General features: G+C 47.1%; 12 protein-coding genes. 5 read left to right on the top strand and 7 right to left on the bottom strand.

All coding sequences use genetic code 11. From position 1 onward, the window contains the following. Nucleotides 1–9: 9 nt before the first annotated feature. Together P6910_RS25480 and P6910_RS25475 are read left to right on the top strand one after the other, a co-directional pair. Nucleotides 10–846: a hypothetical protein gene (locus tag P6910_RS25480; RefSeq protein ID WP_317144037.1), complete on the top strand. Its 837-nt coding sequence runs from the start codon at nucleotides 10–12 to the stop codon at nucleotides 844–846. A gap of 240 nt (nucleotides 847–1,086) precedes the next feature. After that, nucleotides 1,087–1,470, top strand: coding sequence for a hypothetical protein (locus tag P6910_RS25475; RefSeq protein ID WP_317144036.1), 384 nt, complete (start codon nucleotides 1,087–1,089; stop codon nucleotides 1,468–1,470). Here the strand turns inward: P6910_RS25475 and P6910_RS25470 are convergent. After that, a complete protein-coding gene (locus P6910_RS25470; RefSeq protein ID WP_317144035.1) occupies nucleotides 1,444–3,078 on the bottom strand; it encodes an IS1182 family transposase in 1,635 nt (544 codons plus the stop codon). The genes P6910_RS25475 and P6910_RS25470 overlap by 27 nt on opposite strands. Before the next feature lie 133 nt (nucleotides 3,079–3,211). Here P6910_RS25470 and P6910_RS25465 point away from each other — a divergent pair, with 133 nt between their 5' ends. Together P6910_RS25465 and P6910_RS25460 are read left to right on the top strand one after the other, a co-directional pair. Continuing rightward, a complete protein-coding gene (locus tag P6910_RS25465) occupies nucleotides 3,212–4,048 on the top strand; it encodes a hypothetical protein (protein WP_317144034.1) in 837 nt (278 codons plus the stop codon). 253 nt (nucleotides 4,049–4,301) lie between these two features. Continuing rightward, the gene (locus P6910_RS25460) at nucleotides 4,302–4,952 is read left to right on the top strand and encodes an O-methyltransferase (protein WP_317144033.1); all 651 of its coding nucleotides are present in this window, start codon (nucleotides 4,302–4,304) and stop codon (nucleotides 4,950–4,952) included. 214 nt (nucleotides 4,953–5,166) lie between these two features. On the opposite strand, the gene P6910_RS25455 is transcribed toward P6910_RS25460, so the two are convergent. The 3 genes from P6910_RS25455 to P6910_RS25445 form a co-directional block, all read right to left on the bottom strand. Next, on the bottom strand, nucleotides 5,167–5,337 hold the full coding sequence (locus tag P6910_RS25455; protein WP_317144032.1) for a hypothetical protein: 171 nt from the start codon (nucleotides 5,335–5,337) through the stop codon (nucleotides 5,167–5,169). A gap of 128 nt (nucleotides 5,338–5,465) precedes the next feature. Next, nucleotides 5,466–6,317 carry a hypothetical protein gene (locus tag P6910_RS25450; RefSeq protein WP_317144031.1) on the bottom strand — a complete coding sequence of 284 codons (852 nt, stop codon included), beginning with the start codon at nucleotides 6,315–6,317 and terminating at the stop codon, nucleotides 5,466–5,468. 394 nt (nucleotides 6,318–6,711) lie between these two features. Next, nucleotides 6,712–7,479 (bottom strand): TlyA family RNA methyltransferase, encoded by a 768-nt coding sequence (locus P6910_RS25445; RefSeq protein WP_317144030.1) that lies wholly within the window; start codon nucleotides 7,477–7,479, stop codon nucleotides 6,712–6,714. A 348-nt stretch (nucleotides 7,480–7,827) separates the two neighbouring features. On the opposite strand from P6910_RS25445, the gene P6910_RS25440 reads away from it, so the two are divergent. Next, nucleotides 7,828–9,012: a hypothetical protein gene (locus P6910_RS25440; RefSeq protein WP_317144029.1), complete on the top strand. Its 1,185-nt coding sequence runs from the start codon at nucleotides 7,828–7,830 to the stop codon at nucleotides 9,010–9,012. A gap of 16 nt (nucleotides 9,013–9,028) precedes the next feature. Here P6910_RS25440 and xdhC read toward each other — a convergent pair whose 3' ends face one another. The 3 genes from xdhC to xdhA are packed head-to-tail and all read right to left on the bottom strand — an operon-like array spanning nucleotide 9,029 to nucleotide 13,641. Next, a complete protein-coding gene (gene xdhC / locus P6910_RS25435; RefSeq protein ID WP_317144028.1) occupies nucleotides 9,029–9,871 on the bottom strand; it encodes a xanthine dehydrogenase accessory protein XdhC in 843 nt (280 codons plus the stop codon). Then, nucleotides 9,858–12,218, bottom strand: coding sequence for a xanthine dehydrogenase molybdopterin binding subunit (gene xdhB, locus P6910_RS25430; RefSeq protein WP_317144027.1), 2,361 nt, complete (start codon nucleotides 12,216–12,218; stop codon nucleotides 9,858–9,860). Before xdhB ends, xdhC begins: the two co-directional genes overlap by 14 nt. After that, nucleotides 12,211–13,641 carry a xanthine dehydrogenase small subunit gene (xdhA, locus tag P6910_RS25425; RefSeq protein ID WP_317144026.1) on the bottom strand — a complete coding sequence of 477 codons (1,431 nt, stop codon included), beginning with the start codon at nucleotides 13,639–13,641 and terminating at the stop codon, nucleotides 12,211–12,213. The genes xdhB and xdhA overlap by 8 nt, the downstream gene beginning before the upstream one ends. Nucleotides 13,642–13,716: the final 75 nt, after the last annotated feature.

Below are 13,716 nucleotides of genomic sequence, written 5' to 3'. Positions count from 1 at the left end.
AATATTGAAATGATTACTAAACTTGCAGCTCTATTACTTCTGGCAGTTACCTCTAAAATTTTTGCTCAACCCGGTGGCTGTTTTGAACAAAACGCTTCGGATTTACAAAAAGCTGAGGCAAGGTGTCATCACATGTCCGAGGAAACTGAAGAGGCATTAGTATGTATAAAAATTGATAGATCTAAAAAAAGAGGCAAGACTTTTACTGGTATACTTCAGGATGGTTCGGAGAAAAGAACGGTATTAAAGTACCTTCCATTTGAAATAGAATATGAACTTTTTAACTGCATCAATGGGAATGAAAGGGATAATGATTTAGCACAGAAAATTGGTGACAATACGCCGGGAAAGCTTATATCTTTTAACATTAAAACAGATGATGGCAATCGCAACTACAAACCTTCAAATTCATGGCAGGAACAATTCATAAAATGTATAAATCAAGGATTACAAAATATTTTTGATGATTTACCATCAGAACTAGAAGATCGTTTACCGGGAAATAAAACTTTTAGCGACCTTTATAAAGGTGTAAAAGCTCCAACAACCTGCGCTCAATTTGTGACTTTTATGGCGGTTAATTCCAATTCATATCGTGATAAACTTGATATTCAACTAACAGCCCTGGAAAACTCAGACATAAAAGATCAATTCATTACTCTTGTAATTCTAAACAATAATGAGCCTGTTCATACATTTATTCATATTGGAGACAATGTTTGTATAGGTAAAATAGGAGGTAGGAGTATTTATTTTCATACTGTTCAAGATATATTAAGTCATTACCAAGAGTTTTATGAAGCTCCTTTGAGTTTAGCGATTGCAAATATAAAAACTTTACAGTAGTCGTATGGTAAATAGTCCCTGCCCGAAAGCCCACAAATAATCCGGTTCAGCAGGCAACAGCCAAAATTTTTTTGATTAAAATTCAGCCCACGCATTTGTGGGTGCTACTTTTTGGTTAATTTCTGATCATTTATAGTGGGTGAAATTCAAAAACTTAGCGATGATCATTCAGGTTATCAATTGACAACCTGAAAGTATTTATTCAAAGGCAAGCCGAACTGTCTGGTATAAAATCTCACTTTGGCCATTCCCGGCTTCATTCTCGTCATTCCCGGCTTCATTCTCGTCATTCCCGACTTCATTCTCGTCATTCCCGACTTCATTCTCGTCATTCCCGACTTCATTCTCGTCATTCCCGACTTCATTCTCGTCATTCCCGACTTCATTCTCGTCATTCCCGCGAAGGCGGGAATCCACACTGACTCACCACCAGAACCCTACTGCCCGGTGCCCCCTGGCCTTTTCATCCCCGAGAAGGCAGAGATCCACCGTTGGCGCTGGATTCCCGCCTTCGCGGGAATGACGACCTCAGAACGTGGGAACGAGCTGCTGGAGTTTTGCGACACCCTCTTTAGAGGGTGTCGTAAAAGCCAAAATTCAAATCCAGTAAAGCCCTTCCCTTAGCAAAGTATGATGCTTTACTGGGTTTCTTTCCCGACTGACCCATTTTCTATCAAGTAACCAGTATTGTTCAAAAAGCCAACAGAGAAGCTTGTTTAGCCACAAAATAGCGTAAATTATGGCTCTTACAGCCCTGATCAGATTGTAAGCCAGCAGATGCAAGCCAAACTCCAATTTAACGCTCTCAAGCCCCTTGCGACGGAAGCGATTTAATCCCTGTATATCCCGCAAGTAGGCAAAAACAGGCTCAACCATTGCCTTTCTCTTGCTAAAGACTTTCTTCGCCTTTGGCTGCTGCATTACCTGCCTTAATACATCCTTAGCGTCGTCCATTGCGTAGCGCTTTATGCGTCGCCCTTTTTTATTAGTCGTACACTGACCTTTGAGAGCACAGCCTTCGCAAGGTCCGTTGCCGTAGTGTTTTTGCTCCTTTGTTCGAGTGCTTCCCTTGATTTGACCAATCAGGACAAGCTCTTTCCCTGCCGGGCACCAATAAACATCACGGGCTTTATCATAGTAAAAATGCCCCTTCTGGAACTTGGCCGATGCCTTGGGTTTTCCTGGCTCTTTACCCTCTGGACAAAGCAGGCTGATGTCTCTTTCCAAACTGGTTGCGATGATGTCATCGCTAAAGTAGCCGGCATCCAGCAGCATTTCGTCAACAGGACTCTCTGTTATTTGCTCTGCCTGATCCAGCATTGGTTTTACTGCCGAGGTTTCACTGGTAGGATCAACCGTCTGGCCCAGAACGACCCGTTTACTATTAGCGAGTACCGACGGCTTATAGCTAGCTGCATAGCCTCGCCCCCGTTTCATTTTTTGAACAGTCGCTTCTGGCTCTGTCGGGCTGACGACAGCTTCACCGGACCTGCCATTTTTCTTCTTCTTTTTGTTGCGCTCGATGACAGCCTCATGAACACTGGTCGCCTTCTCCAGATCTTTCTGGCTCTTGGTGCAATCAGGTTGGCTGTCAGCCTTTTCCCTGGCCGCTTCAAGAGCTTGCTGCGCTGCTTCCTGCTTGATCATGTTATAACTTGAGCAAGCCGCCTCTATTACCGTGCCATCGCCAGCCAGGCAGTTTCCGCCGGAATCCGTTTTTTTTAGTACCGCACGTGTCAGGCTTTCAAAAAATGCTCCAGTCATAGACTCACTGTGCATATTGATAAAACGCCCAATGATGCCATGATCTGGGAAAATACCGCCAGAGACCCACATGCAACCAAGGTCAACACGAGCCAGTCGTTCCAAAGTTCTCAGTGAAGTTACACCTTGCATGATTCCGTAAAGGATCAACCCCATCATGTTACGTGGTGCATAAGGAGGACGTCCCTGTGGAGCGTATCTTGTCTCAAATTCAGACCAATCCCGTTCATCAAGAAGGCTAGCGACAATGAATGGTGCTTTCTGGTCGGTTAACTCAAGATGCTCTTTTAAGCTTGTATTGCCAAGGGTAATGGAATTTGCGTCTGGAGCAACAAAACGTCTTGTTTGAGCTTGGTCATCCGAGTTGCCAGACTCCTTGAAAGAGCTTTGATCAGAGTTGCGAGTTGCTGTTGAGAAAATATCCAGCTGAGGGTCGTTATTAATCTTAATTTGCCGTCTTGTTGTCATGAGGTAGCCGGTAAAACTGCTTTATCTAAGATTACCGGCTTTTGCGGGGTTTTGCGACACCCTCTTTAGGGCGGGGAGGATGTCATGCCTATACTATCGATCCACCACATAGCATTTAAAACTGAATATTGAAATGATTACTAAACTTGCAGCTCTGTTACTTCTGGCAGTTACCTCTAAAATTTTTGCTCAACCTGGTGGCAGTCTTGAACAAAACGCTCCAGCATTACAAAAAGCTGAGGCAGGGTGTCATCACATGTCTCTGGAAACTGAAGAGGCATTAGTATGTATAAAAATTGATAGATCTAAAAAAAGAGACAAGACTTTTACCGGTTTACTTCAGGATGGTTCGGAGAAGAGAACGGTATTAAAGTACCTTCCATTTGAAATAGAATATGAATTTTTTAACTGCATCAATGGGAATGAAAGGGATAATGATTTAGCACAGAAAATTGGTGACAATACGCCGGGAAAGGTTATATCTTTTAACATTCAAACAGATGATGGCAATCGCAACTACAAACCTTCAAACTCATGGCAGGAACGATTCATAAAATGTATAAATCAAGGCTTACAAAATATTTTTGATGATTTCCCCCCAGAGTTTGGAAATCGTTTACCAGGAAATAAAACTTTTAGCGATTTTTATAAAGGTGAAAAAACGCCAACAACCTGCTTTCAGTTTGTCAACTTAATGGAGGTTAATTCACAATCATACCATGACGAACTTAGCCTTCAACTTACAGCTTTAGAAAACTCAGACATAGAGGATCATTTCATTACTCTTGCAATTTTAAACAATAACAAACTTGTTCATACATTTATTCATATTGGAGATAATGTTTGTGTAGGTAAAATAGGAGGTAGTAGTATTTATTTTCATACTGTTGAAGATATATTAAGTTATTATCAGGAGTATTATGAAACCCCTTTGAGTTTAGCGATTGCAAATATAAAAACTTTACAGTAGCCGTATGGTAGATAGTGCCTATGGATAGTGCCTGCCCGAAAACCCATAAATAATCCGGTTCAGCAGGCAACAGCCAAAATTTTTTGATTAAAATTCAGCCCACGCATTTGTGGCTGTTACTTTTTGGTTGATTTATGATCATTTATAGTGGGTGAAATTCATTTCTATCATTTAAATATTTGCATTCTTCATCCATGATTACAGGCGAGCCCGTTCCATACCTTACTAACTGATTGAATAGAAGAGCAATGTCATGTCCAGAACAACTCTGACCATAACACCTGTAATCGCCGCTTATCTGACTCATGCAGGCATGCGTGATCATCCTGTATTGAGTGAGCTGCGGGCACGGATGGCAGATTTTTCCGAAGGACACATGCAGGTTTCAGCGGAGCAGGGGGCTTTCATGCAAATGCTGGTGAAGATGAGTGGTGCAAGAAAGGGAATAGAGATCGGCACATTCACTGGCTACAGTGCTCTGGCAACCGTATTAGCCATGCCAGACGATGGGCACCTGACTTGTCTGGATGTTTCAGAGGAATGGACGAACATTGCCAGAGAGCATTGGCAGAAAGCGGGTGTGTCGGAGAAAATAACCCTGAAAATTCAGCCTGCTCTGGACAGCCTGGCTCAAATGCAAGGTCAGGAGGGTTTGTTCGACTGGGTGTTCATCGATGCCGATAAAGAGAATTATCTGAATTACTACCGGCGCGGTGTTGAGCTACTGAAGTCTGGCGGACTGGTGCTAGTGGACAACAGTCTCTGGGGTGGCTCGGTGGTGAATCCTCAGGATGCAGAAACCAGGGCCATTGACGAATGCAATCGCTTTATTCAACAGGATGACAGGGTCGATATGGTGTTACTGCCGGTCAGCGACGGATTGATGATCGCTCGCAAGCGCTAGCAGCCTGTCGGACTTAAGACTGTCCTACACGGCAGCTGCTCCTGCGTTGCTCTAGCTCCTGCATCCATGCAGTCGTGCGGTTGCGATAAATTGGTCTAAAAATTCCTGCTCCCTCGTCAAATAGCTCGCTATTCTCCTCGGAATCAGAAATTTTTATCCTCAATTTCTCGCAATCCTCGCTACGGACGCTCAAGTCCGACAGGCTGCTAGCCGTTCAGGGTGATGACGCCTTTCTGGCAATAATGAGAAACTCCCGGTTTCCATCACCCCCTTTGATCGGACTGTCAAAATAATCGGTGGTTTTCAGACCCTGCTCTTCGAGACAGCTTCGAATGGATGATACTACTTCAGGATAGACAGTCTGCCAGTTGTCGGCATGCAACACTTGCACCTTTCCTTTAGCAATACTTCTGTGCCTGGGTGCGTGAGGCAGCAAGGACGTTGTCTACCAGCAGACGATCCGCACTTTCCATTCTGTATGCTCATCACGGGAGTTAGAAAACACGATGGGTATTAATCATCAACTACTACCACTATGATGCGTTTTTCTTCCAGATCATCAGCATTTTCGCTGAGGTATACGATATCCCCAGCCCGATGAATCAGGGAATGTTCATTGGAAAATCTAAGCCCGTTATTTCGGCCATCATATGAAAATGACTCCTCAGTGCCTTCATCAAGCAATGTTTCCATTGGATTAGAACTCGATGACATTTTGCCAATATCAAGCCCGCCTCCTGAATACTTTACACCCGTTCCAGTTGCGTTGGTATTGTCATTCAATTGGACGACCATGCTCTTTTTGCCGGGATCCTTATGCCAGACCATATTTTTAATTCCCCTTGAGGGAATTAATGGGTAACGAATCAGGGCAATACCAGAAACTTCTACCGAACGATCCCGCCATTGAAATTCATCGGCCATTTTTTCCAATGCCTCTGAGCATAGAGCCCAGATTTCATCCGATGAAGTAGCCAAGCAGTCCTTTCGGAAACACCCTTTAATCAAATGACCATTTTCATCAAACTGAATTCGCTCGTTATAGCATAATTCGGCAGAGAAAACGGGATTTCCACAATTTAACCAAAATTTCAAATCGTCAAATATTGTGCTTGATTCTATAACTTTACTTATCGTTCTTTTTTTCAGCATACGATTGACAAAAGCCGAGTTGAAATAACTTTTGTCGTCATCTATTACCCGATTGGCCTCATTTAAAACACTTTCAGAAAACACTGAGGAGACGGTTCTGAATGTATCGCCAAATTTTATGCCTTTGGTCTGCGTTTCAACAAAAGATGCCGAGGCGGCATCTGAAAAAACCTGCGTCGTTGGGCGGGAAGAAATATTATTAGACAACATCATTATCACTCCTTTGATCTATTAATTATTCAATTACTGGACTACCCAAATATCATTTAACGATTTTGATTTTGGAGTGCCCAAAGCAGAATAGCTCAGCAAAAAGCGTATAAACTGGTAATTTCAATCATCCCCGATGATGAAACACGAGATGTTTGCCTTACTCACAAGAGATCACCGGGTAATCCCTCAGAAGTTTGCTTTTTCGCCGATACCTGCCCTTTACTTTGTTGGAAGCTGACTCAGTGTTGGTATCCTGTAAAGTCTGAACATGAAAAATCGTAGGGTATTTTTTGTAAACATGACAGGCAGAAACACTGACGTTTCGGTCAGGAATACTAACCTTGGCAGGTCCCTGTCAGGTCTGAAGTCTCCGGGATGGCTCGGTGGTAAATCCTCAGGATGATGACGCCTTTCTGGCAATAACAAGAAACTCCCGGTTTCCATCACCCCCTTTGATCGGACTGTCAAAATAATCGGTGGTTTTCAGACCCTGCTCTTCGAGACAGCTTCGAATGGATGATTCTACTTCAGGGTAGAGACGGTCATCCCGAACAATGCCTCCTTTGCCCAGACCTGCTTTTCCCACTTCAAATTGCGGTTTGACCAGGCTGATCAGAAAACCTCCCTTTTTAATCAGCGGTGCCAGCGAAGGTATAATTTTGGTCTGGGAAATAAAAGAAACATCCATCACTGCCAGATCAAATCCGGCTTCGTTTTCAGTGTGCTCTAACAGCTCCGGGCCAAGCTCACGGGCATTAATACCTTCCAGACAGACTACCCGCTGATCTTGCCGCAGTTTCTCCACCAGTTGCTCATGCCCTACTTCAATACCGACGACTTTCGCCGCGCCTGACTGCAGGGCACAGTCAGTAAAACCGCCCGTTGACTGACCTACATCTATCACGGTCATTCCCGTAATATCCAGACTGGCTTTCTCCAGAGCGCTCGCCAGCTTGAGTCCGCCACGGGAAACAAATCGGTCCGACTCATCCAGAGTGACTTTCAGCTCTGCGTCTCCGGTCAATTTCTCGCTGGGTTTTTTTACAGTCTGCCAGTTGCAGGAATGCAACACTTGCACCTTTCCTTCAGCAATAAACTTCTGTGCCTGGGTGCGGGAGGCAGCAAGGCCGTTGTCTACCAGCAGACGATCCACTCTTTCCATTCTGATAACCGCATTGGGAAACAGGTAATACCAATCGAACTTTCTAACTCCCTATTGCGCTGAAGATTTGAGGGTGTCACAAAACTCTAACAACTCGTTCCCACGCTGGGACCCAGAGGGCCTGAAAGCGTGGGAACCAAGGTTTTGCGACACGCTCCATCACGGGAGTTAGAAAGCAAGGTTGGTATAAAGTATAAGTACCTGTTCGTACAAAATCATATTTTCTTACTCATTCTGTGCTGACCTTTTAAAGGGGCAGGGGAACCATTCCCTAAGTTGAATGTCCAAATTAAGAGAAGGTAACCCTCTGACAATGGAAGTCAGTCAATCAATGAACAGGAGTTTCTTATGAATATAAAGCCCCCCCCTTCACCGCCGAGTTTCTCTGATTTTGCTGGCATTGAGGCTTCAGCGATTGATCCTGCTCAAAAGCAGGATGATCTGTCTGAACAGATTGCAACTCTCCCTGAACCTGATGCTCTCAAGCAGATTCCTTTAACAGAAGGTAACCTGAGTCAGCTTAAAAAAGCGCTGGAGGATTACAGCGTGACCGCCGCAGATGCAATGCATCACCCTCTGGCCTCTATTGTTGGCACCATGGATGGTTGTGTATCCGCTCTGAGTAAGGCGATTTTGAACCCAATACCCTTTACCTCACGGCGTCTTCCTGTTCTTCCTTTGCTTTCTTTCAAATACCTGGGCCTGAAAAAAACCTTGGCACTCTATATTGCTATTGGCGCAGCCGGAGGCTTTTACGGCAGGCTTAAGGCTGCTTCTGAAATCTACCAGAAGACACCTGAAGATAATCTGACAGAAACAATAACACGCCTCGAGAAGGAGTGTTCCGAGTTAAAGGAGCAAATGCTGGAAGCACGGCTTAAGCGGTTGAAGGCGTTGAATAATTGTCGTCGACTGGCACCTTTGAAGATTTTTATAAATGATGCAAGTGTGCGTAATTTTTTCGAACTTACATTGAATAGATGTGTCGAACTGACGATGCCGACAGATATCCAGTTTTATGAGAAGGTACTGCAAAAACAGGCCTCAGACATTCAGGGTCTTAGAGTAAAGTTTCATCGTTTAGATGAGAAAAGGACCGAAGGTCAGGATGTTCAGCTGAAATTGCTGCGAACAGCTATTGATCTGGACGCCGAAGAGGAGGCGTTCGTTCGCGTACAGGGATTACTGGACAGTGCAAAGGCCAACCCGGTAGTTCACGATTTAGCTGGGCATGCCAGGCAGTTGGATGAGTTAGAGCATAGTTTGTCTGAGAATTCCATGCTTCAGGAGACATTTGAAGCGCGTAAACAATATCTCGAAGCTGATAGTAATTTCAGTAAATTGCAGCATGACTTTATAGAAAAACAGTTGGAATTTATTAAAGCTCTTGTCAACAAGCAACGGGTTTTTATGGCTCGGGGCGAGGGCATGACGACCAAAAAGGAAGATAGAGAGGCATCTCGTGCAGGTGTTTCCGCAAGTGCAGATAGCCAATCTCAGACCTCTGGGGCGGCTGGTTCAAGCCCGGTATAAACCCACTTCCAAGCCTTCAGGCTTGGTGGTGGTCGTTTATTAATGTCTTGAGTGTCTGCCAGGGAATACCCTCCCTTTTTCGGACAAGGCTGTCACGAGAGCCATTTCTGACAGCCAGTATCTCTGCGGCAATGGCAATGGCGATCTCTGCGGGCTCTCTGCCTCCCACCTCATTGAGTCCGACCGGACATCTCATCTGCTCAATCCGCTTCGGGTTGAAGCCCTTATGCTCAAGACGCTTACGGAATCTGCTGGCTTTAGTTTCGGAGCCTATGACACCCAACCAGCCAGTGTCTGATCGTTTTAATGCCTGTTCAGCAATCCCATAATCCAGCTGGTGATTGTGGGTGACGACCAGAATAAAGGCGTTTTCGGGTAGATCTGCCACCTCTTCATCGGGCTGTTCACTGAGGATACAGGTGACATTTTCAGGGGTAGTCTGGGGGAAAAGCTCTGCCCGATTATCGATCCAGGTGATGCGGCAATTCAGAGGCGTAAGAACATGAATAAGTGCTTTGCCAATATGCCCGGCCCCAAAAAGAGCAATATGGAAGTGACAGCCTGCAATGGGCTCCAGCATCACGCTGACACTGCCACCGCAGCACTGACCTAACCGGGGGCCCAGTGGGAAGTGCTCCATAACAGGCTCTTGCTGATCTGAAGCCATCAGCTCCCTGGCTCTCTCAATCAGGAGAAACTCAAGATGCCCGCCACCCACAGTGTCAAAGCTTTTTTCTTCTGTGACCAGCATTTTACTGCCTGATTTCCTGGGCGCAGAACCGGCTGATCCCAGGATGGTCACCAGAACGCCAGGCTGACCAGAACGCTTGAGCTCTGACAGTGCGTCAATCCACTCCATAGGCGGCCTCCTCTTTTTTCAGAGGTTTTGTCTGGGGCCGCTCTTTTATTTCCGAGATGGCTTTCAGCACTCTTTCCGGAGTCGCGGGAACATCAATGTCCGGGCTGACGGTGTAGTCTGAAAGGCTCGAAACAGCATCACGTATTGCCGACCACACCGAGAAGCTGAGCATCAGGGGAGGTTCGCCGGTGGCCTTGGAATGATAAATCGTATGCTCCGGGTTATCCTGCTCGAACAACTCAACATTAAAGATAGCCGGTAGATCTTCAATCGTAGGAATCTTGTAAGTCGCCGGGTTGTTACTGAGCAATCTTCCCTGCTCATCCCAGACCACTTCTTCAGTGGTCATCCAGCCCATACCCTGGATAAACCCGCCTTCAATTTGGCCACGGTCAATGGCGGGGTTCAGTGATCTGCCAACGTCGTGCAATATATCAACCCGCTGCACCCGGTATTCACCGGTCAGGGTATCCACTACCACCTCGGATACCGAAGCACCGCAGGCGAAATAATAAAAGGGGCGGCCCCTGGCTGTTTCCCGGTCATAGTGAATCTCGGGGGTGCTGTAAAAGCCTGAGCTGGAGAGTGAAACCCGATTGAAGTAAGCGGCCTGAATCAGTTCAACAAAAGGAATGGTCCGCTCTTTCATGTGAACATGACCATCAGCAAACTGAATATCCTCAGGTTGTTCCTGATAATGTTCGGCAGCGAATGTTATCAGTCGGTCACGAATTTTTTGACAGGCATCCTGTGCGGCCTTGCCATTCAGGTCACTGCCGCTGGAAGCCGCCGTTGGAGAGGTATTGGGCACCTTGTCGGTTCGGGTAGAGGTCACCTGCACCTGATCCAGACCAACACCAAATTCATGGGCAACTACCTGGGCCACTTTAACGTAAAGCCCCTGTCCCATCTCGGTACCGCCGTGATTTACCTGAATACTGCCGTCGGTGTAAACATGGACCAGAGCGCCAGCCTGGTTGAGATGTTTGGCCGTAAAAGAGATACCAAACTTCAGCGGGGTCATGGACAAGCCTTTCTTTAGTACCGGGCTGTTCCGGTTGAACGCTGTAATCTCGCGCCTGCGCTTTCGGTATTCAGAGCTCTCTTCCAGTTTTGCCATCAGCTCCGGTAGAACATTGTGTTCAAAGGTCTGGTGGTAATGAGTGACATTTCGTTCGCCAATGCCGTACAGGTTATTCAGGCGAACATCCAGTGGGTCCAGACCGGTAGCGCGAGCAATGTCGTCCATTGCCCGCTCTATTACCAACATGCCCTGAGGCCCGCCAAAACCTCTGAATGCGGTGTTGGAAGCAATGTTGGTTTTGCAACGGTGACCAGTGACTATGGCATTATCAAGATAGTAAGCATTGTCGGAATGAAACATGGCCCTGTCGACAATAGCGTCTGTAAGGTCAGGGGAATAACCGCCATCACCTGCGACCTCTATATCTATCCCCTTGATAACTCCTCTACTGTCAAAGCCTGCCCGATAACGGTGTCTGAAAGGGTGGCGCTTGCCGGTGGACATCATGTCCTGTGAGCGGTCGACCCGGAATTTTACGGGTTGTCCGGTTTTACTGGCCAGAAGTGCTGCAATACAGGCCGGACCAGCAGCCTGAGTCTCTTTACCACCAAAGCCTCCTCCCATGCGCCGAACATCCGCCACGACTTTGTGCAAAGGAATACCCAGAACTTCTGCTACCAGTTTCTGCACTTCAGAAGGGTGCTGGCTGGAGGTGTAAATATGGTATTGGTTGTCTTCCAGAGGGACGACGCTGGCAATCTGTCCTTCCAGATAAAAGTGTTCCTGGGCACCGTTGCTCATGGCACCTTCGAGTCGTCTGGGTGCTTCGGCAATGGCACGATGGGCGTCGCCTTTATGCATCACATGCTCAGGTCTGAGAAAGGATTCTTCCTGCATGGCCTGATCAATGCCCAGCACAGGCTCTAACGCCTTGTATTTGATGATTGCTTTTCTGGCCGCTTTTTTGGCAGCCAGATGAGACCTGGCCGCTACCGCAAAGACCGGCTGACCAACATAGTCGACCTTGCCGTCAGCCAGCAACATATCGCCAGGGTAAACCGGGCCAATATCCTTGTGTCCGGGAATGTCGTCAGCGGTGACGACCATGACCACGCCGGGACTGTTTTTGACTGCCTCAAGATCCATGCTGATGATTTCAGCATGAGCCTGGGTAGACAGGCCGAAACCGGCATGAAGCTGACCTGCCATTTCGGGTCGATCATCGATATAGGTGGCTCTGCCGCTGACATGCAGGTGGGCACTGTCGTGTTTGGCTGTCGTCGGGGAAGCCCCGGTTTTGCTGATATCCGGTAACTTACGCATGAGCAATGATCCTTGCAGTTTGTCCGGACATTTCCAGAAAGTATCTTTCCAGCAGGTTGCAGGCTGCCTGTAATCGATAATCGCTGCTGCCCCTGACATCAGACAGCGGTGTGAATTCTGAATGAATGGCTTTCTGGGCCTCTTGCAGAGTGGTGGCGCTGGCCTCTTTTCCTGTCAGGGCTGTTTCGCAGGCCAAAGCCCGTTTGGGTATAGCTGCCATACCTCCAAATGCGACTCTGGCCCGGGTAATGATTCCGTTGTCGTTCAATTCCAGATCGATGGCGGCCAGAACGGCGGATATATCATCACCATAACGTTTGCTCAGCTTGTAAACCCTCAGTTTGTGAGGTTTGAGCGGAATACGAATACGGGCAATAAATTCACTTTCTTCGAGCTGGGTCTTTTTGTAGCCCAGGAAAAAATCTTCCAGAGGCAGGGATCTGATGGTGTTTCCTTTACGCAGTTCAACCTGTGCATCCAGTGCCAGTAACACAGGAGGCGTGTCGCCTATGGGCGAGGCATTACCGATATTGCCGCCCAGAGTGCCCACATTTCGAATCTGTTGTGAGCCCAGACGCGAAAGCATTTCGGCAAACTCGGGAAAGTGTCTGGCCAGCAGAGGTTCCAGCTGACGGAAGCTGGCCGCTGAGCCAATGATCATTTCCCGGTCGGTACAGGTGATCTCTTTTAACTCGTTGACTGAGGCCAGAGTGACCAGCGACGGTAAATCCTTCATCTGTTGAGTCACTTCCAGCCCAAGGTCTGTGCCACCGGCGAGTATTCTGGCTTGTGGATGTTTCAGCAGATAATCAGCCAGCGCCTGCTCGGAGTTCGGCATAAAGACACCCTTGGCGGTGTCATCGATCCGGGCTTTCAATGCGTTGAGTTTCTGAACTGTCTCTTGTTCCTGATGCTTGAAGCGGTCAGAAGGTGTCAGGCTGGCGATTTCATCAGCAGCATCAACGATAGACCGGTAGCCGGTGCAACGGCAAAGGTTGCCACCCAGAGCTTCAGAAATGTCAGGTCTGTTTGTGGGGGTTTCATGATGGAAGGCAAACAGGGACATGATAATGCCGGGCGTGCAGAAACCGCATTGGGAGCCATGATGATCCACCATGGCCTGCTGAACAGGGTGCAGTTTTTCCCCTTCAGCAAGATCTTCAACGGTGATCAGTTGCTTGCCGTTAAGTGCCGGTAGCAAAGCAATACAGGCGTTGATGGTCTGATAGTTCAGACGCTCGTTCTCCGGCTCCGCAACCACCACAGTGCAGGCACCGCAGTCGCCTGAACAGCAGCCCTCCTTGGTGCCGGTTTTTCTATCCGGATTATGGCTGTGATTACCCCTGAGGTAGTCCAGTACAGTGGTATCGGAGGGAGTGTCTCTAAGTTCAACCAGAGTCTCGTTGAGCAGAAATCGAATCACGACGACTGACTCCTTTATTCTAATTCTCTATAGGGAAAAATATTCTGCATGGTCGTTTTTTTGTTTTTGATTTAC

The organism is Endozoicomonas sp. 8E (assembly GCF_032883915.1).
Classification (GTDB): Bacteria; Pseudomonadota; Gammaproteobacteria; order Pseudomonadales; family Endozoicomonadaceae; genus Endozoicomonas_A.
Note: the sequence above shows the minus strand (reverse complement) of the source record. Positions and strands in the feature narration are given on the sequence as shown.